Here is a 21,018-nt window from a genome sequence, read left to right on the forward strand (position 1 = left end):
ATGACGAAACCAGATAGCCAGACGGCCGATCCGGCCACATACACCAGAGACCAGGTGGCCCGCTGGATGGGCCCGAAGACCATCGGCAAGGCGCTCGGCTATGTTCATGCCGTCGCGGATATCGACTTGGTGAAGCACATGATGTACGCGCAGGTACCGGGGACGCAACCGGCGCCGTACATGGTCGAGATCACATTCCAGAGCGGCCGGCCGCACGGCTACTGCTCCTGCCCGGTCGGGTATGACTGCAAGCATGTCGCGGCAACGCTGCTCGCCTGGCTGGAGCGAAAGGAAGCGGCTGAGCGATCCGGCGTGAGCATGGCCGTCGAGCGGTGGCTGTCGGGCTTTCGCGCCAAGGTCGAGGCGACGCGGCAGGCGCAGGCGAAAGCGGCCCGATCCGCTACCGGCGCGGTGTATCAGATCGTCTACGTGCTCATGCCGTCCCTGCGCGGTCACTCGGGTTTCGAGCTGGTGACCCTCAAGGCGCGGCTCAACGTCGATGGCGCGATCCGCGCGACCGAAAGCTGGTACCCGAACTACGCCGCCTGGAAAAGCCCGCCTAAATTCGTGTCCACCGAGGACGACGCGATCATCCGCGCGCTCAGAACCGAGCGCGGCTATTCGGGCGACGGTTACGCACCATTCGGCAAGCGCGGCGCGGTGGTGTGGCAGATGATGCTAGCGACGGGCCGCCTCTACTTCGAGCCGAACGCGAATGCCCTGCAGCTGAAACAGCCTTTGCGCGAAGGCGCGCGCCGCCGCGGCAATGTCGAATGGATTCCGCACCACGACGACATGATCTTCGCGGCGCTCGAAACCGAACCGGAAGGCGGCGTCGTGCTGCCGACCGAACCACCGTGGTACTTCGATGGCGTCAGGAACGAAACCGGCCCCGTCGATTCACCCGTGCCCGACGAACTCCTCGCCGACTACCTGGCGATGCCGGTGCTGACGCTCGAGGAAGCGGCCATCGTGCGCGCGGCGCTCGCCGAATTCGCGTCCGAACTGCCCGCGCCGCCCGCCGACGGCGACGCGGGGACCCGCACGATCGACGCCGCGCCAGTCCCCGTGCTCACGCTCGCCACGCTCCTGCTCGACGCGCCTCGCAGGCTGAACGCGCCGCCGGTGGAACTCGATATCGCCCGGTTCGATTTCGACTACGGCGGCATCACGATTCCGGCGAACGGTCTCGAGACGCTCGTGCGGCTCGCGGACGGCGAACGCGTCCGTATTGCGCGCCGGCAAGATGCCGAAGACGCGTGCTGGAATCGTCTGATCGAAGCCGGACTGAAGTCCATTACCGGCGTGCGGGGCCATCACGACGACTCCCAGTATGCCGGCGCCTTCGTCTTGCCCTCGCAGGATGCGTGGCCAGCGTTCGTCGCCGAACAGGTGCCCGCGCTGCGTGCAGCCGGCTGGCGCGTGATCATCGAGCCGAACTCGCGTTTCGATGTCGTCGAGATCGAAGAAATCGAGGCGACCGCGCGTGCCGCCGAGAACAACTGGTTCGATCTCGAACTGGGCATCATGGTCGAGACGGAGCGCGTGCGCCTGGAACCGCTGCTCGCCGAACTCTTCGCGCGCGACCGCCGCTGGCTCAACGGCGCGATCGATCTGATCGACGACGCCCACGCCGTCGAATTCCGTACTCTGGCGGGCAGGCGCTTCATGGTGCGCGCCGCGCGGATCAAACCGCTCGTGCATGCGCTGATCGACCTGTTCGACCGCGCCGATCCTCAAGCGGAAACACCGTTGCGACTGTCGGCGCTCGAAGCCGGCCGCCTCGCCGAAGCCGATGAACGATTGCGCTGGCAATTCGACGGCGACGCGTCGGTGGTCGGACTCGCGCAGCGGCTGCGCAAAGCCGCCGGACCGCGCCGGATCGCCGTGCCGCGCGGCCTGAAAGCGAAGTTGCGCGATTACCAGCGCGAAGGCGTCGACTGGATGCAGTTCCTGCGCGAACACGATCTCGCCGGCGTGCTCGCCGACGACATGGGCCTCGGCAAGACCGTGCAGACGCTCGCGCACATCCTCGTCGAAAAGGAAGCCGGCCGTCTGACGCGCCCGGCACTGATCGTCGTGCCGACCACGCTCGTCAACAACTGGCAGGAAGAAGCGCGCCGTTTCGCGCCACGGCTCAAAGTGCTGGATCTGCATGGGCCGCAGCGCCACGAACGCTTCGCGCTCATCCCGGAGCACGAACTCATCGTCACGACGTATCCGCTCGTCTGGCGCGATCACGAAGCGCTTGCGCAACACGACTATCACCTGCTGATACTCGACGAGGCGCAGTACGTGAAGAACGCCTCGAGCAAGGCGGCGGGCGTCATCCGCACGTTGCGCGCGCGGCATCGCCTGTGCCTGACCGGCACGCCGCTCGAGAATCATCTGGGCGAACTCTGGTCGCAGTTCGATTTCCTGCTGCCCGGCTTTCTGGGCACGCAAAAAGACTTCGCGGCCCGCTGGCGCAAACCGATCGAAAAGTACAACGATTCGACGCGCCGTGACCTGCTCGCGCGCCGGATTCGCCCCTTCCTGCTCCGTCGCCGAAAGGACGATGTCGCGACCGAACTGCCGCCGAAGACCATGATCGTGCGCAGCGTCGAGCTGGAAGGCGCGCAGCGCGATCTCTATGAGACCGTGCGCGCCGCGATGCAGAAGAAGGTGCGCGATGCGATCGCGCAGCAAGGTTTCGCACGCAGCCACATCCTGATGCTCGACGCGCTGCTGAAGCTGCGGCAGGTGTGCTGCGATCCGTCGCTCGTCAAACTGCCGGGCGCGAAAAAAACGTCGGATTCGGCCAAGCTCGCGCTGTTGCTCGACATGCTGCCGAACCTGATCGAGGAAGGCCGGCGCGTGCTGGTGTTCTCGCAATTCACGGGCATGCTCGCGATCATCTCCGCCGCGCTCGACGCGGCCGGTCTCGGCTACGTCACGCTGACGGGCGAAACCGCCGATCGCACGACGCCCGTGCAGCGCTTTCAGGCCGGCGAAGCGCCGATCTTCCTGATCAGCCTGAAAGCGGGCGGCGTCGGCCTGAACCTGACCGCCGCCGATACCGTCATTCATTACGACCCGTGGTGGAACCCCGCCGCCGAGAATCAGGCGACAGACCGGGCGCACCGCATCGGGCAGGACAAGCCGGTGTTCGTGTACAAGCTCGTGGCGACGGGCAGCATCGAGGAAAAGATTCTGTCGATGCAGGAGCGCAAGGCAGCGCTCGCCGCGGGGATTCTGTCCGAAGATTCGCGCGCGGTGGAGAAGTTCTCCGCCGAGGACATCGACGCGCTGTTCGCGCCGATTCCCGATGCCTGAACCGCGCGTTCAGCGATACGCGTTGATCGTATCGCGCGTCTTCTTCGCCGCTTCGGCGGCGGCTTGTGCGTAGTCGTCGCCCTTGCTCGCGTAGATGATCGCGCGCGACGAGTTGATCAGCATGCCCGTGCCGTTCGCGGTGCGGCCCGCGCGCACGGTCGCTTCGACATCGCCGCCTTGCGCGCCGATGCCGGGAATCAACAACGGCATATCGCCGACGATGCCCCGCACGGTTTCGATTTCCTTCGGGAACGTCGCGCCGACGACCAGCCCGAGCTGGCCGCTCGCGTTCCACTTTTCGGCGGCGAGCGTCGCGACGACCTGATACAGCGGCTTGCCGTCGGTCGTGAGGAATTGCAGATCGGAGCCGCCCGCGTTCGACGTGCGGCACAGCACGATCACGCCCCGGCCTTCATGTTCGAGATACGGCTCGATCGAATCGAAACCCATGTACGGATTGACCGTCACGGCATCCGCCCGATAGCGCTCGAACGCTTCCTTCGCGTACTGCTCGGCCGTGCTGCCGATATCGCCGCGCTTCGCATCGAGGATCACCGGAATGCCGGCGTGCTTTTCGTGGATGTGCGCGATCAGCGCTTCGAGCTGGTCTTCGGCGCGATGCGCCGCGAAGTACGCGATCTGCGGCTTGAACGACGACGCATATGGTGCGGTCGCATCGACGATGGTCTTGCAGAATTCGAAGATCGCATCGGCGCGGCCGTTGAGCGCGGCGGGAAATTTCGCGGGCTCAGGGTCGAGGCCGACGCACAGAAGCGATTGCGTGCGCGACCACGCGGCGTTGAGAGACTGAATGAAGGACATGGCGGGATTCGTTGAACGTCGATGCCACGCATTTTAACGTGCGTGGCATCGCCGTCTCCCGGACATCAGCGCGATGCGCTTCTCGCCCGCGCCTTCGCTCCCGCGCGCGTGCGCGGCCGTGCACGCCGCGCCGCTTCTCCGGTGCGTTCGACCGTGAAGCGAAACTCCCGCGAGAGCCGCTCGCCCGGCGCGAGCACGGTCATGCCGTGCGCTTCCCCGCCGCCGGGCAGATTCACCGCGTTGACCGGATGATCGACCGGCTCGAAACAGAAGAAGCTCTCGCCGGGCGGCGCGTACAGCACGTAGTAGTCGGTATCGGCGGCGATCGTCAGCGACAGGCGCCGCTTCGGCCACAGCACGCTCGTGCGCCCGCTCCATCCCGTGAACGCGTTGTTCACCATCTCGGACGGCATCGGATACGCGACGCCGAACTGCCACGCCGGCGGCGTCGGCACATGCCGCACCGGCAGCCAGTCGTCGCCGCACAGCCACACGCCGCCCGCCGCCGCCGACAACTCCGTGTCGGCCTCGCGCATCAGAAACGGATGCAGCCCGAGGCCGAACGGCAACGCTTCGTCGCCGGTGTTCTCGACATCGAGAGTGACGACGAGCGTGGCTTCGTCGAGCGTGTAGGTCTGCGCGGCGCGAAACGAATACGGCTTGCCGTCGCTGCGATCGAGCGTGAGACGCGCGCGCCCCGCATCTTCCGCGTCCTCCGCTTCGACCTGCCACGCGCCGAGCCAGCCGTCGCCATGCAGCGGCAGCGGTTCGCCCGCGCGATTGCACGGCACGTCGATGGAGCGTCCGGAGAACTGAAAGCGCCCGTCGCCGATGCGGTTCGAATACGGCAGGAGCGGATAGCACGCGAGCTGATTCGGATCGGTATCCGGACCGGGTTCGGCGCAGGGCCGGAAGATCGGCACCAGCGCGCCTTCGTGACGCCAGTCGAAGCGCGTGATGCCGCCGCCGAGCGACGGCGCGAGTTCGAGCCGCAGATGCGCGTTGGCGAGGGTGATGCAGCCTTCGGTGTGCGATCCGCCGATCGCGACGACCGCCGTGCCCGGGCCGGGACGGATGGGTGGCTCGGCCGCGGCGGCCAGCCTGGAGCGGCGGGCGTTCGCCTGCGCCGTGGACGTCGATGCAGGATTCGGTCTTTGCTCTGTGCGCGCAACAGCCATGACTCGTGCTCCATCGAGAGGCGAAAAACCCGGCGCCGCCGGGGCAGGCCGGACGACGCGTCGTCGCGCGCCGTCTCGGTGTTCTCTTCGTTACGCCTTGCCTGCGAAAACGGCTTCGGCGATGCCGCGCGCGCCGGGTGTCGCGACAAACACGCCGCCGGCGTGCGCATCGCTTCCGAGTGCCGTGTCGTCGAGGCCGATGCGCGCGCTCGTCACATACAGCGTGCCGAAATCGGCGCCGCCGAACGCGGCGCAACTCGGCTGCGCGGTCGGCACGTCGATGCGCGCCGTCTCGCGGCCATCGCGCCCATATCGCACCACCCGCGCGCCGCCCCACTGCGCGTTCCACAAACCGCCTTCGGCATCGACGATGGAACCATCCGGCACGCCGGTCGCGTCGGTCAATTCGACGAACACGCGGTCATTCGAAAACGTCGGGTATTCGCAGACGCGGATCTGGCGCGTCGGCGAGTCACAGTAATACATCGTCGCGCCGTCGGGGGAAAAACCGATGCTGTTCGAGATCGCGCAATTTCCGAGCGGCAGCCGTTCGAGCGACAAATCCCGGTTCAACCGATAAAACCCGCCGATCGCCTGCGCGTCGTCGACATCGTGCTTCGTGCCGAATACGAAGCGTCCCTCGCGATCGCAGCGGCCGTCGTTCAGGCGCGTCGGCAGATCGGCTTCGACTTCCATGAGGGTCTCGATCCTGCCCGTCGCGATCTCGTAGAACGCGAGCCGCGACGCGAGCCCGAGCAGCAGGAAACGCGCATCGGCGCACGGCGTGAAGCATCCGAGCCGCTCGGGCATGGCGAACGATTCGCTCGCGCCGTCGCACGGATCGTAGCGCCACAGCGTGTTGCCTTCGATGTCGGTCCACCAGAAGCGGCCGCTCGCGGCGCACCACGTCGCGCCCTCGCCGAGCGAGCATCGGCTGTCGATGAGAAGCTGCGCGCGAGTCGAGTTCATCAGGCCCATCCTCCGTCGACGATGATGTCTTGCGCGGTCAGCATGCTGCTGTCGTCCGAGGCAAGAAAGAGCGCGGCGCGGGCGAGATGCGCGGGCAGCAATTCCGCGTCGATGCACTGGCCTTGCTTGATCGCTTCGCGGCCGGCGTCGTCGAGCCAGAGGCGCTTCTGCTTTTCGGTCATGACCCAGCCGGGTACGAGCGTGTTCACGCGGATGCCGAACTTGCCGAGATCGCGCGCGAGGCCGCGCGTCATGCCTTGTACGGCCGATTTCGCCGTGACGTAGACGGGGAAGTTGCCTTGCTTGAGCATCCAGCTGATCGAGCCCAGATTGACGATCGAGCCGCCGCCCGATTGCTTCATGTCTTCGATCACCGCCTGAGCCGCGAAGAACTGATGGCGGATGTTGACCGCGATGCCCGCATCGTAGGACTCGGGCGTGACGTCCTCGATCTTGTGGCGCTTGTCGTTGGCGGCGTTGTTGACGAGCACGGTGATCGGGCCGAATGCCGTTCGGACGTCCGCGATGCCTTTGCGCAAGGCGTCGATGTCGGTGAGGTCGATGTTGAGGAACATCGGGCGGGTCTGGGTTGGCTGCAAGGCCGCGCCGAGGCGGTCGGCGAGGGATTCGCCCGCGTCGGTGTCGATGTCGAAGAAGGCGACTTTCGCGCCTTGATCGAAGAAGTGTTCGACGAAGGCCTCGCCGATGCCGGTCGCGCCGCCGGTTATCAGGACGGTTTTGCCTTGCAGGCTGGGGTATCTTGCGAGGTGTTTGTCGATTTGTGCCATGTCGTTTTGTCTCTTTGCCTGCGCTTCTAGGGAATCCTGAGTTCGTGTCGGTCTATTAGCACTGCCCCTGTGCGGGGCGGCAGTCACTTTCTTTGCTGCTGCAAAGAAAGTAACCAAAGAAAGCAGCTCGATACGCCCGCGGTCACACGCAATTTGGGTATCCTTCTCCTCACCCGTGGCCTCTGTAGCGAGTGCCCTCATAGGCCACATCCTGCTTGGACCGCGCACGGTCTGCCACATCGCGCCGCGTGCGTGCCTGGTTCAGCACCATATGGCTCCGGCCCGCTTCGCGGCCGACCGGTCCATCGGGTCTGCTCGTGCTTCTGTGCTAACACCTCCATCTCACTGCATCGGCGCTTCGTCGGTTTTCCCTTGCATTCCCAACGGCAGCGCGTAGCGCTGTGCCGAAGCTCTTTCGTGCTGAACCAGCACGCTATACGTTCTAGCTCGTCAGACCGTGCGCGGTCCAAGCCCGGTTAGGCCTACGAGGGCACTCGCTACTGAGTCCACGAACAACGAGAATAGTGGCCAAATTGCGTGTGACCGCGGGCGGCTCGAGCTGCTTTCTTTGGTTACTTTCTTTGCAGCAGCAAAGAAAGTGACTGCCGCCCCGCACAGGGGCAACGCAAATAGACCGACGCGAAATCAGGATTCCACGAAGGCACCAAGCGCACCACCATCAATCCCTCGACCCGCGATTCTTCAACTGATCAAGCAACACGGCTGCAAGCAAAATCGCTCCCCGCACAAGATACTGATAAAACGCATCGATATTCAGCAGATTCATGACGTTCTCGACGGTGCCCATGATCAGCACCCCAATCACGACGCCAGAAATCGTCGCCCGCCCGCCGAGCAGCGAAACCCCACCCAGCACGCAAGCCGAAATCACGTTCAGCTCGAAACCTTGAGCCGCATTCGGCTGCCCCGACGTGATCCGCGAAGCGAGAATGACACCCGCCAGCGCGGTGACCGCGCCCTGAATCAAAAAGATCCACACCCGCGTGCGCTCGACATTGATCCCCGCGAGCCGCGAAGCCTCCGGATTACCGCCGATCGCCAAGGTATTGCGTCCATACACAGTCTGGTTGAGCAATACGCCAAAAACGATGAAGCACGCAAGCGTCACCCAGATAGGCAGGGAAATCCCGAGCATCGACAAACTGCCGAGCGCGATGAACGTATCCGACGACACCCCGACCGCCTGCCCGTGCGACACGATGAACCCGAGCCCGCGCACGATCTCCATCGTCGCCAGCGTGGTGATCAGCGCGTTGATGCGCAGATAGGCGATCACCGCGCCGTTCACGAAACCGATCACGGCACCCGCCGCCACGGCCGCGACAATCGCAATCGCCGTGTTGTCGGTCGCGTTGAGCACCATCGCGCAAAGCACGCCGGCGAACGCGATCGTCGACCCGACCGACAGGTCGAAATCGCGCGACGCGAGACAGAACATCATCGTGCAGGCAACCATGCCGATCTGCGAGATCGACAGCGCCAGACCGAGCATGTTCTCGATCGAAAAGAAGTGATCCACGGTCAGCGACATCGTCAGGAACATGACGATGAAGATCACGATCAGGCTGTACTCCGTGATCTGCTGCCACCACTTCTGCTTGTCGTTCTTCTGCGGGATCAGCGCATTCGCGACGGTTTCCGTCGCCTGCCCCACGATGTTTTCTCTTGCTTCCATGATTCGCTCCTCTTTTCCTTACGCCGCTTCGGCGACGCTATCGCTCTGCGGCAGCGCGAGACTCAGCACCGCCTGTTCGTTCGCCTTCTCGCGCGGCAGTTCGCCCGCGATCCGCCCCTGCCGCATCACGATGATCCGGTCGGACACGCCGAGCACTTCCGGCAGCTCCGACGAAATCATCACGATCGCGCAGCCGCGCTCGGCAAGCTGATAGATGACGTTATAGATCTCGTGCTTCGCGCCGACGTCGATGCCGCGCGTCGGCTCGTCGAGGATCACCACCTTCAGATCCGGCTCCGCGAGCCAGCGCGACAGAATCGCCTTCTGCTGATTGCCGCCCGACAGAAAACGGATGCGCTGCTTGCGGCTCGGCGTCTTGATCTTCAGAAGCTGGATGAAGCGTTCGGCCGTCTGCGCCTCCTTCTTGCGATCCAGAAAGAGGCCGCCGCGCAGATAGTGACGGCGGCACGAGATGTTGATGTTCTCCGCGACCGTCGCGATCGCGACGATGCCCTCTTCCTTGCGATCCTCCGGACACAGCACGATGCCGTGACGAATCGCTTCGCCCGTGCTGCGTACCTTGATCGGCTGGCCGTCGAGCGTGATCGTGCCTTCCTTCTTCTTGTCCGCGCCGTAGACGAGATGCATCAGCTCGCTGCGGCCCGCGCCCACCAGCCCGAAAAATCCGACGATTTCACCGCGCTTCACATCGAAGTTCGCGGGTGCGCTCAACGCGTCGCCCTGCACGTTCGCAACCGAAAAGCGCACGTCGCCGAGCGGCCGCGCCCGATAGTTGTAGATGTCGCTGATTTCGCGGCCGACCATTTCCTGCACGAGCGTGTCGCGCGGCACGTCGGCGAGCGACAGATGCGACGCGATCTTGCGGCCGTCGCGGAAGATCGTGCAGGCATCGCAGAGTTCGTAGATCTCGTCCATGCGATGCGAAATGTAGATCAGCGCGCGGTTGTCCGCCTTCAGGTCGCGCACGAGCTTGAAGAGCACTTCCGTCTCGCGGTGCGACAGCGAACTCGTCGGCTCGTCGAGCGCGATCACGCGCGCGTTGCGCAGCAACGCCTTGCAGATTTCGACCATCTGCCGCTGCGCGATGGACAGCTTGCGCAGCTTCGCGTTCGGGTCGAGATCGACGCCCATCGCGGCAAGCCGTTCGCGCACGTGCGCCTTCGCCGCGCGCTTGTTCACCCAGCCGAGCCGGTTCGGCAGCGCGCCGAGCAGCAGGTTCTCGGACACGGTCAAATCTGGCACGTACTGCAATTCCTGATGAATCACCGCGATGCCCGACGCGATCGAAGCCGCCGCGCTCGCGAAATGCACTTCGTTGTCGTCGATGAGCACGCGCCCCGAATCGGGCTGATACTCGCCGCCGAGAATCTTGAGCAAGGTCGATTTACCCGCGCCGTTCTCGCCCATCAGACCGTGAACTTCGCCGGCGTTGACGTCGAACGACACGCCGTCGAGCGCGCGCACGCCTGGAAACACCTTGCCGATATTGTCAAAACGCAGCGTCGCTGACACATCGCCTCCTGAATTCGCGCGGGCCGTACTTTCATACGGCCCGCAAAGCTTTAGTTCGATGCCAGGCCCATCTGCTGACGCACCGAAGCCACGTTCTCACGCGTGGCGAGCATGCCGGTCGTGAGCGTGAGCGGCGGCGGCGCCTTGCCGTCCTTGATCCACGCGTACATCAGCTCGGAGGTCTCTTCGCCGTGACGCTTCGGGCTGATGATCACGGTGCCGTAGAAGCCCGTCGGATTCGGCTTCTTGAACTCGTTGAGTGCCGAGTCCGAACCGCCGATGCCGATGCCGATCATGTTGTCCGCCTTGAAGCCGCGCCCTTCCGCCGCGCGCACCGCGCCGAGCACGCCCTCGTCGTTGAGCGCGTAAGCGACCCAGTGCTTGAACTGCGGATTCTTCGTGAGCGCGATGTTCGCGGCGTTGAACGCGTTCTCGGTGTCGGTCTTCGCCTGCGGCGCCATGATGATGTTCGCCTTCGGGAAACCGGCGGCGACGAGCGCGTCGGTTGCGCCGGCGGTGCGGTCATGCGCGGTCGGCAACTGTTCGTAGGTCACGTCGATCGCGCCGACGTCCTTCATGTCCCAGCCGCGCTTCTTGATCTCGGCCGCGATGCCGTCGCCCACCTGCTTGCCGATGTTGTAGGCCGAGATGCCCATGTGCGGCACGGACTCGATCGGCTTGCCGGAGCCGTCGACCAGGCGGTCATCGACCGTCATGATCTTGAGCTTGTCGGCCTTCGCCTTGGCGACGATGCCCGGTCCGAGCTTCACGTCCGGCGTGCAGATGATGAAGCCCTGCGCCTTCTGCGCGGCGAGATTGTCGATCGCGCTCATCACCTTTTCACCCGACGGCGCGCCGATCTTCACGAGCGTGAAGCCCTTCTCTTTCGCGGCCATTTCGGCGAACTTCCATTCGTCCTGGAACCACGGCTCTTCGGGCTGCTTCACGAGGAAGCCGATCTTGACCTCGTCCGCGGCCTGCGCGACGGGCGCGGCGATCATGGACGCACTCGTTGCCGTGGCGGCGGCGATCAGCGTGAGGAACAGTCTGCGTTTCATTTTTTGTCTCCCGACTTTTTCCGATGTCGAAAAAAATGCCCGCGCACGGGCGCTACGAAGGTGTGTGGCCGTGTTTTTTATGGTGATGCCGCACCGCGGCCAGTGCGTCATTCTTTCGGTAGTTCGTGGTTCAGTCGTGGTACAGCGCGGAGCGCCCGCCATCGACGGTGATGCAGCTCGCGTTGATGAACGGCGCCTCGTCGGAGGCGAGAAACACCGCCGTCATCGCGACTTCCTGCGGCTGGCCGATGCGCTTCATCGGCTGAAGATCGAGCGTCGCGGCACGCGCGGCCTTCGGGTCGGCTTGCGAATCCCACCAGTCCAGCGTCAACTGCGTTTCGATGTAACCCGGCGCGATCGCATTCACGCGCACGTTGTTCGGCGCGTACTCGATGCCGAGCGCGCGTGTAAGCCCGATCACGCCGTGCTTCGCCACCGGATACGGAAAGCAGCCCGGAATGATCTTGAAAGCGTGCGTCGACGCGATATTCACGATGCTCCCGCTGCCACGCGCGACCATGCCCGGCAGCACGGCGCGGCAGCCGTTCCACACGCCGTCGAGATCGACGGCGAAGCAGCGGCGCCAGTCGTCGTCGGTCATCGTGAGCGGGTCGCAGAACACGTTGATGCCCGCGTTGTTCACGAGCACATCGATCGGACCCAGCGACGCTTCGATCTGCTCGACCGCCTGTTTCACCTGCGCGCTCTGCGTCACGTCCGTCGGCACCGCGATCACGCGCGCGCCGCTGACTTCCGACGCGATGCGCTCCGCGCTCGCGCGCGCCGTGTCGATGTCGAGTTCGGCGAGCGCCACCGCTGCGCCCTCGCGCGCGAACGCCAGCGCGATCGCGGCGCCGATGCCGCGTCCCGCGCCCGTGACCATCGTCACTTTGCCGGCGAGGCGGTTCATCTCGTTTCGCCTCGCGCTTTCGCGAGCCCGTCGATGAAGGCCTTCGCGTGCTGCGCGGTCACGTCCGCGCCCTGGCCCGGCTTGTACAGCGCCGAGCCGAGGCCGAAGCCGTTCGCGCCCGCGCTCAGAAACGGCCCCATGTTGTCCGGCGAGATTCCGCCGACCGGCACGAGCGGCACCTCGTTCGCGATCACCGCGCGCCAGGCCTTCGTCACCGTCGGGCCGAGCTGTTCGGCGGGGAACATCTTCAGCACGTCCGCGCCTGCTTTGAGCGCGAGAAACGCCTCGTTCGGCGTCGCGACGCCCGGCGCGCACGCGAGGCCTTGCGCCTTGGCGGCGCGTACGACATCGGCGTCGCTGTGCGGCATCACAATGAGTTCGCCGCCCGCTGCCTTCACGCTGTCGACATAACTCGGATGCAGCACCGTTCCCGCGCCGACGATCGCATCGGCGGGCAGCGTCTGACGGATCGCCGCGATGCTGTCGAACGGCTGCGGCGAATTGAGCGGCACCTCGACGATGCGAAAGCCCGCTTCGTACAGCGCGCGGCCATGTTCGGCGGCTTCGGCCGGCGTGACGCCGCGCAGGATCGCGATCAACGGACACGCGGCGAACGCCTTCGCGAGACCGGCGTGCATGCCGTACGGCGCGGGCAGATTGATGGGAGGCTGCATCGTTTTCGCTCCTTCTCAGGCCGCGCGCGCGGGCGCGGCAACCAGCCCGGCAAGGGCTGCGATACGGTAAAGGCCGTGTTCGGTGGCGTGCGCGACCGTCGTGGCATCGTGGCAACCGAAGCGCGCGAGCGCGGTGCGATAGCGGTCGCAGAGCGCGTCGTTGCCGATCAGCCGCAGCGTGCGGCCCGCGAGCGACGCCTGCTGGCGCGCGAGCACTTCGTTCAGGCCGCGCAATTCGTGACCGATCAGGAGGCCCGACAGATAGTCCGGCTGCTGCTCCGCCGTAAGCTGGCCGGTAAGGCCGAGGGTGCGCGTGCTGAAGATCGTCGCGAGCACGCCGGGATGACCGGCATCGCGCGCGGTATCGACGCCGCGTAGAAATACCAGTTCATCGTGCGTCGGGCTCGGATGCATCGTGCGGCCGAGGATCGTGTGATCGCGCAGCGCGCCGAAGGTCTCGCCGGTCATGAAGGTGTAGAAGCGCTCGATGCGCTCATCGTTCACGAACACCCATTTCGCGTGCGTGCCCGGCAAGCCAATCAGCGCGCCGCCCGCCGCGCCCGACGCAGGGTCGCTGGCGAGCGCGCCGAAGATCTGCGTTTCCTCGCCGCGCATCACGTTCGGCAACGCGCCCGGCTCCAGCACGCCCGGCACGACATGCACCGTGACGCCGCGCGCCGTCTTCACCTTGACGATGCCCGCGACGAGCGCATCCGCGCCCGCCGGCGTTTCGACGTACGGCGCTTCCACCCAGCCCTGCGCGCTGCCGACCATGCCCGCCGCGATGACGGGAACCCGGGCAGCATCGAGCCACGCGCCGCAGGTTTCCTCGAACGCCTGATCGAAGCCGCCTGCGGGCAGGTTCATGATGCCCGCCGGCGATGCGCGCGTATCGAGCGCGACGCCGTCGGCGCCGAGCAGATAGGCGCGCAGGGACGTCGTGCCCCAGTCGAGCGCGATCAGTGCCGCCGCGCTCATCGCTTGATCCTGCGCGCGGACTGCGGCGCGCGCCAGCCGAGTTCCTCGGAGATCGCGCGCGCCTCGCGCTGCAAGACCGGAATCAGTTCTTCCATGCGCTCGTGCGGCATATAGGGAATCGTGCTTGCCACCGACAACGCCGCGACGATCGCGCCCGACGCGTCGCGCACGGGCGCGGCGACGCAGCGGATCGACGCTTCGTTCTCTTCGAGATCGAAGGTGAAACCGCCTTGCGAATAGCGCGTCATGCGCTGCAGGAAGGTGTCGAAGTCGGGGCGGTTATCGGGCTTGAAGCTCGTCTTCGCGAGCGCGCGATGCGACGCGTCGAGCAGCCTCTTCCACGCGTTCGCTTCGAGGTCGAGCATCATTGCCTTGCCGATGCCCGTCGACGCGAGCGGCATGCGGTGCCCGACGCGCGAGCGCATCTCGAGGCCGCGCGTGCCGGGAATCTTGTCGATGTAGAGCACGTCGTCGCCGTCGCGCACGCCGAGGTGGATGGTGTCGTGCGTGTGATCGGCGAGCGCCTGCAAGTGCGGGCGCGCGACCGTCGTGAGCGGCATCTGTTCCAGCGCGATCGTGCCCAGTTCGATGAGCTTCGGTCCGAGCAGATAGCCGCCCTGCACTTGGCGCAGATAGCGCGCCTGCACGAGCGAGCTGACGAGCCGGTGCGTGGTGCTGCGCGTCGTGCCGAGCGCCGCGCCGAACGAGCGCAGATCGCGCGCGCCGTTGGCGGCGGCTTCGAGAATCGCGAGGCCGCGCAGCAGCGTCTGCGTGCCGGCCTGTTGCGGCGTGATGTCGACGAGTGCGCTCGGCAGTGCGATCGCGTCGGGATCGGGCAGATGTTTCGTTGCGCTCGCGCCGCTCGGCTTCGCGCGCGGGCCGCTGGTATGCGCGGCTTGCGCTTCGGCGGCGTCGGTTTCCGGATTCTGAAATTGGGTCATGGCGCGCGTCCTCGTCGATCAGCGCGTGGATCGCGATGCGCGGCGGATGGCGCGCAAAGTCGAATCAGCGTGCGGATCGTGCGATGAGGCCCGCGAGCGCGGGCAGGCGATCGAGTGCATGACGTGTCTCCGTTGTTCTGGTCGTGCGAGCCGGTTTCTCCCGGTCTTTGCACGCATGTGCCGTTTGGCTTGGTCGGATTGTAGTTCCGCCTCTCCGAATAATTCAATATGTGATCGCACTGCTCAGATGTTGGGAGGAAACCTGACTATCGACAGCCTTCTGAAAACAAAAAAGCCCTGATAAATCAGGGCTTTACATTGTTTAGTTTGGCAAAGCTAAATTTCACTGCGGTAACTCCGCCGCCCCCATCCGCCGCGCGATGACGCCGGCCCGCTGCGACAGATACGGCGCATTGCGATGGTCGTCGAAATACTTGGGACGCGGCAGCATCACGGCGAGCCGCGCGCTCTGCCAAGCGGTGAGTTTCGCCGCCGACGTCTTGTAGTAATGCTGCGCCGCAGCTTCGGCGCCGTACACGCCGTTGCCCCATTCGACGGAATTCAGATAGATCTCGAAGATGCGTTCCTTGGTCCACCAGAATTCGAGCATCCAGGTGATGACCAGCTCCTGCGCCTTGCGCACATAGCTCTTCTCACGCGAGAGGAACAGATTGCGCGCGAGCTGCTGCGAAATGGTCGAACCGCCCGCGACGATCTTCCCGCGCGATTTATTCTTCTCCCACGCCTGCAGGATGGCGTCGGTTTCGTAGCCGTTGTTGTTGACGAAGTTGGCGTCTTCAGACGCGATGATCGCGCGCTTCAGGTTGCGCGAAATCTGGTCGTACGGTACCCAGGTGCGTTGCAACGCAATGTCCGGATGCGTCTTCGCCAGCGTCCACGCGTCGGCGCGCATGAACGCGGTCGGTCCGGGATTCACTACCGTCCAGATGCCGATCTGCGCGAAAAAGTAGAGCTGCGTCGCGATGAACGCGATGCCGAGCACCGAGACGCCATAAACGATCCAGCGCGCCGGACCGAGCCGCACCGCGCGTCGCACGCGCGGCGTGCCGGTGGGCGTGCGGCTGCCGAGCGGCGCGGTCGTCATCAGGCTTTGGCTGCGAGCGCCTGGCGCAATTCGCGCAGCACCGCGCCACCGTCCGGGCGCACGCCGCGCCAGATGAAGAACGATTCGGCGGCCTGCTCGACCAGCATGCCGAGGCCGTCCGACGCGCGCGCGCCGAGTTTCGACGCGTGCTGCATGAAAACGGTCGGCTGCGCGCCGTACATCATGTCGTAGGCGAGCGTGCCCGCGCCGAACGCGCTGTCGTCGCAATCGGGCAAGGCGGCGTCGAGGCTGCCCGCGGTCGCGTTGACGACCACGTCGTAGCGGCCCGCTTCGGCGCTGTCCGCGCCGCCGCCCGAAAAGCGCACGCCGCATTCGGCCGCGTTGCCGGCGAACTGCTCGACGAGTTGCTGCGCCTTCGCCGCCGTGCGATTGACGATGGTGAGCGCCGCAGGCGCGCGATCGAAGATCGGCAACACGACGCCGCGCGCCGCCCCGCCCGCGCCCAGTAGCAGGATGCGCGCGCCTTTCAGGCTCACGCCGAGATTCACTTCGATGTCGCGCACGAGCCCGACGCCGTCGGTGTTGTCGCCGCGCACGCCATCGGGACCGAAGGCCAGCGTGTTCACCGCGCCCGCCGCCGCCGCCCGCGGCGACAGTGAATCCGCGAGTGCGTGCGCTTCGAGCTTGAACGGCACCGTGACGTTCATGCCGCGTCCGCCCGACGCGATGAATTGCTTCACCTCACGCTCGAAACCGCCGAGCGGCCCGAGAATGCGCCCGTATTCGATGGGCTCGCCGGTCTGCGCGGCGAACTTCGCGTGAATCCACGGCGATTTGCTGTGCTCGATCGGATTGCCGATCACCGCGTACCGGTCTTTCATGGCGTCGGTTCCTGCGCGTTGTCCGGCGTTTCCGGTTGTGGCTGCTCCGCCGGCGCTTCCGCCTGCGCTTCGGCTTCGCTTTCGGCGGAAAGATCGGTCGTCTCGATGATCTCTTCTTCCGCCTCTTCTTCCTCGACCGGCGCGCTCGCGGCGGGCGCATCGATGACGTGCAGCAGACGGCACGACGCTTCGACGGTCAGCTCATCGATCGATACGACTTCCAGCATCACGCGCGTGCCGCGCGCATGCACGCCGAGACCCGGCACGTGCAGAATCAGCGGAATTTCTTCGAGCCGGACGAGATCGTCCTTGATGACCGACGCCGGAACGTGTTTCCTGTTCTCCTGCTTCAGCCAGCGCAGGCACCAGAAATACTCCATGCGGCGCTGGTGATCGGCATACGCAGTGTAGGTATCGTCGAAGCCCTGCACGACGGCGAAAAGGTCCGCGTCCTTCGGCTTGAACGGCGCGGCGAGCTTCGCCGTCACGCCGTGCTGCACGCACGCGATCAGTTGCCATTGATTGACGAGATCAACGTAACGGCGCAGCGGCGACGTGCTCCACGCGTATTGCGCGACACCCAGACCTTCGTGCGGCGCGGGCGTCGTCTGCATGCGCGTGCGCTTCGGGCCCGGCCCGCCGAAACCGCGCTGCGAGCGATAGATGCCCGGCACGCCGTGATCGTTCAGGAACGCGCCCCACGACGAATTCGCGAGAATCGCCAGCTCCGCGACGATCAGATCGAGCGGCGAGCCGCGACGGCGCGGCGTGATCGTGATGTGCTCGCCCTCGACATAGAAGTTGAAGTCGTTGTTGCGCTGCACTTCGCGCTTGAGGCCATAGGTGGCGCGCGCCTGCTGCCGCTTCTCGAAGAGCGCCTGCGCGAGCGGCCACAGCACCGCGATGTCCGCCTTGTGCGGATAGTCGCCCGTGCCCGCCGCGAGGCTTTCCTCGGTGACGAACTCGTCGAGATGGTTGTGGCGCAGATTGCTCTTCACGAACACGCGCTCGGCGCGCGTTTCCGTCGCGACGATATCCTGCGTCTCGCGATTCACGATGATGTACAGCGACAGCGCCGGGCGCAGTCCGCCTTCGCCGAGCGTGAACACATCGACGACGTTGTCGGGCAGCATCGTGATCTTGTCGCCGGGCATGTAGACGGTCGACAGACGCCCGCGCGCGATTGCGTCGATCGCGTCGCCGCGTGTGATGCCGAGCGCCGGCGCCGCGATGTGGATGCCCACGCGCACGCGGCCATCGGAAAGATGCTCGACGGAAAACGCGTCGTCGATTTCTGTCGTGGTGACGTCGTCGATGGAGAAGGCTTCGACATGCGCTTCGGGCAGATCCTCGGGCAGCGGCCCCGGCTGCACCGACGGAAAGCCGATGCCGTGCGGAAAATGCTCCGACAGAAAGCGCGCTTCGTGCAGCGCGCGCGGCGATGCGATACCGCCGCACTCCAGCATCAGACGCGCCTGCGAGATGCCGCGCGCGGCCGCCGCCGCTTCGAGCGCCTTGTACTCGATGGAGTTCTTGTCCGGTTTGGTGAGCAGGCCGAGCGCCTTGTCCTTCAGCGCATCGGGCAGTTTGCCCGCCTTCAGTTCCTCTTCGTAGCCCTGCTGCACGAGCGCCTGCTGACGCTTGCGCTCCAGCCCGGCCAGCGCCATCTGCAACTGTTCCTGCGGCGCGCGCTGATACTGGCCGCGTCCCTTGCGCCGGAAATATACCGGCGCGCCGTGCATGCGCAGGACGAGCGCCGCGCGTTCGGCGGGACCGAACTTGTCGCCGAAATAGTCCGCGCCGAGCGCCGCGAACGGGAATTCGTCTTCGGGCGCGCACTCCCACAGAAAGTCGAGATCGATGTCCTGCGCGATGGCGTCGGCTTCCTGCATCAGATCGCCGGCGGCGGGTTTGTCGAATTCGATCAGCACGTCTTTGGCGCGCACCTTCGCGCGCCGCCCGCCCGGCAACTCGACCTGGAACGCGTCGCCCTGTTTGGACAGCACCGATCCGGCCTTGAAACTACCCGATTCCTCGAAGAAAACGTTCACTCAATACTCTCGTAATACGGTGGACCGGGCCGCGCTCGTGCGGCAGGCGCGCCGGTGGTTGAATGGGTTGGCCCGCGTCACGCGGCGGCCGGCGCAACGAGCGGCGGCGCCTGATCGCAGAACGCGAGGACTTCGGCGAGATGCGCCGGGAAGTCGCTGATCGCGTGATCGCCGCCCTGAATCAGCGTGGTGCGCGCGCCGGGATAGTGGTCGAGCATCGTGCGGTAATCGAGCACTTCGTCGCCGGTGGCCGCGATCAGATAGTAGCGCTCGGGCCGGGTGATCGAGGCGACGGAAAGCGCGCGCAACTCGTCGAGGTGGCGCGGCAAGACCGTGATGCTGCCGTCGCCGTGCCACAGCGGCTGTTCGCCGAGAAAATGGCTCAGATCGCGCTGCGGCACGACCGCGGGATTGAGCAGCACGGCGCGCCAGCCGTGCTTTTCGGCGAGATAGGTCGCGTAGTAGCCGCCCAGTGAACTGCCGACGACGGTCACATCGGCCGGGCTCTCGGCCGCCGTGAGCGATTCCGCCAGCGCGACGGCGTCGAACGGCGACACCGGCAGCGTCGGGCACTGCCATTCGCCGAGCCGCCCGAGTTCCGCGAGACGCGCGCGCATCACGCGCGCCTTGAACGATTGGGGAGACGAGCGAAAGCCGTGCAGATAGAGAATCACGAATGTCCTCCTGCGCCACGCACCGAGAGCGCGTCGAGCAGTTTCTGATGGACGCCGCCGAAGCCGCCGTTGCTCATCACGAGCACGTGGTCGCCGGGGCGCGCGGCTGCCGCGACCGCCTTCACCAGAGGTTCGATCTCGTTGAATGCCCGCGCCTTGTCGCCGAGCGGGGACAACGCCTCGGCGAGATCCCAGCCGAGCTTGTCGCGGCCTTCACGCGCGCCGTAGCCGAACACGAGGTCCGCATTGGCGAGACTCGCGGGCAACTGTGCCTTCATCGTGCCGAGCTTCATCGTGTTCGAGCGCGGCTCCAGCACCGCGAGAATGCGCGCCTGGCCGATGCGCGTTCTCAGTCCCGCGACGGTCGTGTCGATCGCCGTCGGGTGATGCGCGAAGTCGTCGTAGACGGTGACGCCATCGACGCTGCCTTTCACTTCCATGCGCCGCTTGACGTTGCGAAAGCTCGCCAGCGACTTCACCGACTGCGCCGCCGGCACGCCGACCGAACGCGCCGCCGCGATCGCCGCGAGCGCATTCATGCGATTGTGCTCGCCCTGCACCTGCCAGTCGACGACGCCCTGACGCTCGCCTTCCCAATACACGGCGAACTGCTGGTCGACGCTCGCGCCATCGGTTGCGGGCAACGCCTGCCAGCCGCCTTCGACGCCGAAGCGCTCGACGCCCGACCAGCAGCCGCGCGTGAGCACGCGCTCCAGCCCGTCCTCGCGCCCGTTGGTCACGATGCGGCCGATGCCCGGCACCGTTCGCACAAGATGATGAAATTGCGTTTCGATCGCGGCGAGATCGGGAAAGATGTCGGCGTGATCGAATTCGAGATTGTTGAGCACCGCCGTGCGCGGGCGGTAATGGACGAACTTCGAGCGCTTGTCGAAGAATGCGGTGTCGTATTCGTCGGCTTCGATGACGAAGAAGCTCGAATCCGTCAGCCGCGCGGAAATGCCGAAGTTGAGCGGCACGCCGCCGATCAGAAAGCCCGGGTTCATGCCCGCGTCTTCGAGCAGCCACGCGAGCATGGAGCTCGTGGTGGTCTTGCCGTGCGTGCCCGCGACCGCGAGCACCCATTTGCCGTTGAGCACGTGCTCGCCGAGCCACTGCGGGCCGGACGTGTACGGCAGACCGCGATCCAAGATGGCTTCCATCAGCGGATTGCCGCGCGTCACGACGTTGCCGATGACGAACAGGTCCGGCTCGAGCGCGAGTTGCTCGACGCCGAAACCTTCGATCAACTCGATGCCCTGCGCTTCGAGCTGCGTGCTCATCGGCGGGTAGACGCCCGCGTCGCAGCCGGTGACCTTGTGGCCCGCTTCGCGCGCCAGGACGGCGAGTCCGCCCATGAAGGTGCCGCAGATGCCGAGGATGTGGATGTGCATAAACCGTGTCGCGCCGCGCGGGCGATTGAGATGCCGAAACAGGAAACGGCGCCGTACGGGTCAACCTAAGGGCAAACCCGTGCAGAAAGGCGC

General features: G+C 65.7%; 17 protein-coding genes. 1 reads left to right on the forward strand and 16 read right to left on the reverse strand.

The features are described from left to right. Positions 1 to 3,315 carry a DEAD/DEAH box helicase gene (locus NK8_RS11770; protein WP_213226448.1) on the forward strand — a complete coding sequence of 1,105 codons (3,315 nt, stop codon included), beginning with the start codon at positions 1 to 3 and terminating at the stop codon, positions 3,313 to 3,315. A gap of 9 nt (positions 3,316 to 3,324) precedes the next feature. Here NK8_RS11770 and pyrF read toward each other — a convergent pair whose 3' ends face one another. The 16 genes from pyrF to mpl all read right to left on the reverse strand — a co-directional run bounded on the left by pyrF (position 3,325) and on the right by mpl (position 20,925). After that, a complete protein-coding gene (gene pyrF, locus NK8_RS11775; protein WP_213226449.1) occupies positions 3,325 to 4,137 on the reverse strand; it encodes an orotidine-5'-phosphate decarboxylase in 813 nt (270 codons plus the stop codon). A gap of 65 nt (positions 4,138 to 4,202) precedes the next feature. Continuing rightward, the gene (locus NK8_RS11780; RefSeq protein ID WP_213226450.1) at positions 4,203 to 5,315 is read right to left on the reverse strand and encodes an aldose 1-epimerase; all 1,113 of its coding nucleotides are present in this window, start codon (positions 5,313 to 5,315) and stop codon (positions 4,203 to 4,205) included. A gap of 90 nt (positions 5,316 to 5,405) precedes the next feature. Beyond that, positions 5,406 to 6,293: an SMP-30/gluconolactonase/LRE family protein gene (locus NK8_RS11785; protein ID WP_213226451.1), complete on the reverse strand. Its 888-nt coding sequence runs from the start codon at positions 6,291 to 6,293 to the stop codon at positions 5,406 to 5,408. Continuing rightward, positions 6,284 to 7,072 (reverse strand): SDR family NAD(P)-dependent oxidoreductase, encoded by a 789-nt coding sequence (locus NK8_RS11790; RefSeq protein WP_162066864.1) that lies wholly within the window; start codon positions 7,070 to 7,072, stop codon positions 6,284 to 6,286. Before NK8_RS11790 ends, NK8_RS11785 begins: the two co-directional genes overlap by 10 nt. Positions 7,073 to 7,751: 679 nt before the next feature. Continuing rightward, positions 7,752 to 8,768, reverse strand: coding sequence for an L-arabinose ABC transporter permease AraH (araH, locus tag NK8_RS11795; protein WP_061177761.1), 1,017 nt, complete (start codon positions 8,766 to 8,768; stop codon positions 7,752 to 7,754). A gap of 18 nt (positions 8,769 to 8,786) precedes the next feature. Beyond that, positions 8,787 to 10,301: an L-arabinose ABC transporter ATP-binding protein AraG gene (araG, locus tag NK8_RS11800; RefSeq protein WP_213226452.1), complete on the reverse strand. Its 1,515-nt coding sequence runs from the start codon at positions 10,299 to 10,301 to the stop codon at positions 8,787 to 8,789. 50 nt (positions 10,302 to 10,351) lie between these two features. Further along, the gene (locus tag NK8_RS11805; protein ID WP_162066325.1) at positions 10,352 to 11,359 is read right to left on the reverse strand and encodes an arabinose ABC transporter substrate-binding protein; all 1,008 of its coding nucleotides are present in this window, start codon (positions 11,357 to 11,359) and stop codon (positions 10,352 to 10,354) included. A 130-nt stretch (positions 11,360 to 11,489) separates the two neighbouring features. Further along, the gene (locus NK8_RS11810; RefSeq protein ID WP_213226453.1) at positions 11,490 to 12,269 is read right to left on the reverse strand and encodes an SDR family oxidoreductase; all 780 of its coding nucleotides are present in this window, start codon (positions 12,267 to 12,269) and stop codon (positions 11,490 to 11,492) included. Next, the gene (locus tag NK8_RS11815) at positions 12,266 to 12,943 is read right to left on the reverse strand and encodes a 2-dehydro-3-deoxy-6-phosphogalactonate aldolase (RefSeq protein ID WP_213226454.1); all 678 of its coding nucleotides are present in this window, start codon (positions 12,941 to 12,943) and stop codon (positions 12,266 to 12,268) included. Before NK8_RS11815 ends, NK8_RS11810 begins: the two co-directional genes overlap by 4 nt. Before the next feature lie 15 nt (positions 12,944 to 12,958). After that, a complete protein-coding gene (locus NK8_RS11820) occupies positions 12,959 to 13,921 on the reverse strand; it encodes a 2-dehydro-3-deoxygalactonokinase (RefSeq protein WP_213226455.1) in 963 nt (320 codons plus the stop codon). Further along, the gene (locus tag NK8_RS11825) at positions 13,918 to 14,862 is read right to left on the reverse strand and encodes an IclR family transcriptional regulator (protein ID WP_162066329.1); all 945 of its coding nucleotides are present in this window, start codon (positions 14,860 to 14,862) and stop codon (positions 13,918 to 13,920) included. Before NK8_RS11825 ends, NK8_RS11820 begins: the two co-directional genes overlap by 4 nt. Positions 14,863 to 15,205: 343 nt before the next feature. Further along, a complete protein-coding gene (gene mtgA, locus NK8_RS11830; protein ID WP_213226456.1) occupies positions 15,206 to 15,967 on the reverse strand; it encodes a monofunctional biosynthetic peptidoglycan transglycosylase in 762 nt (253 codons plus the stop codon). Beyond that, entirely contained in the window at positions 15,967 to 16,809 is an 843-nt protein-coding gene (gene aroE / locus NK8_RS11835; protein WP_213226457.1) for a shikimate dehydrogenase, read from the reverse strand. Before aroE ends, mtgA begins: the two co-directional genes overlap by 1 nt. Beyond that, positions 16,806 to 18,860: a ribonuclease catalytic domain-containing protein gene (locus tag NK8_RS11840; protein ID WP_213226458.1), complete on the reverse strand. Its 2,055-nt coding sequence runs from the start codon at positions 18,858 to 18,860 to the stop codon at positions 16,806 to 16,808. Before NK8_RS11840 ends, aroE begins: the two co-directional genes overlap by 4 nt. A 77-nt stretch (positions 18,861 to 18,937) precedes the next feature. Next, a complete protein-coding gene (locus NK8_RS11845) occupies positions 18,938 to 19,534 on the reverse strand; it encodes a YqiA/YcfP family alpha/beta fold hydrolase (RefSeq protein WP_213226459.1) in 597 nt (198 codons plus the stop codon). Further along, the gene (mpl, locus tag NK8_RS11850) at positions 19,531 to 20,925 is read right to left on the reverse strand and encodes a UDP-N-acetylmuramate:L-alanyl-gamma-D-glutamyl-meso-diaminopimelate ligase (protein ID WP_213226460.1); all 1,395 of its coding nucleotides are present in this window, start codon (positions 20,923 to 20,925) and stop codon (positions 19,531 to 19,533) included. Before mpl ends, NK8_RS11845 begins: the two co-directional genes overlap by 4 nt. Positions 20,926 to 21,018: the final 93 nt, after the last annotated feature.

The sequence above is a fragment of the Caballeronia sp. NK8 genome, assembly GCF_018408855.1.
Taxonomy (GTDB): domain Bacteria; phylum Pseudomonadota; class Gammaproteobacteria; order Burkholderiales; family Burkholderiaceae; genus Caballeronia.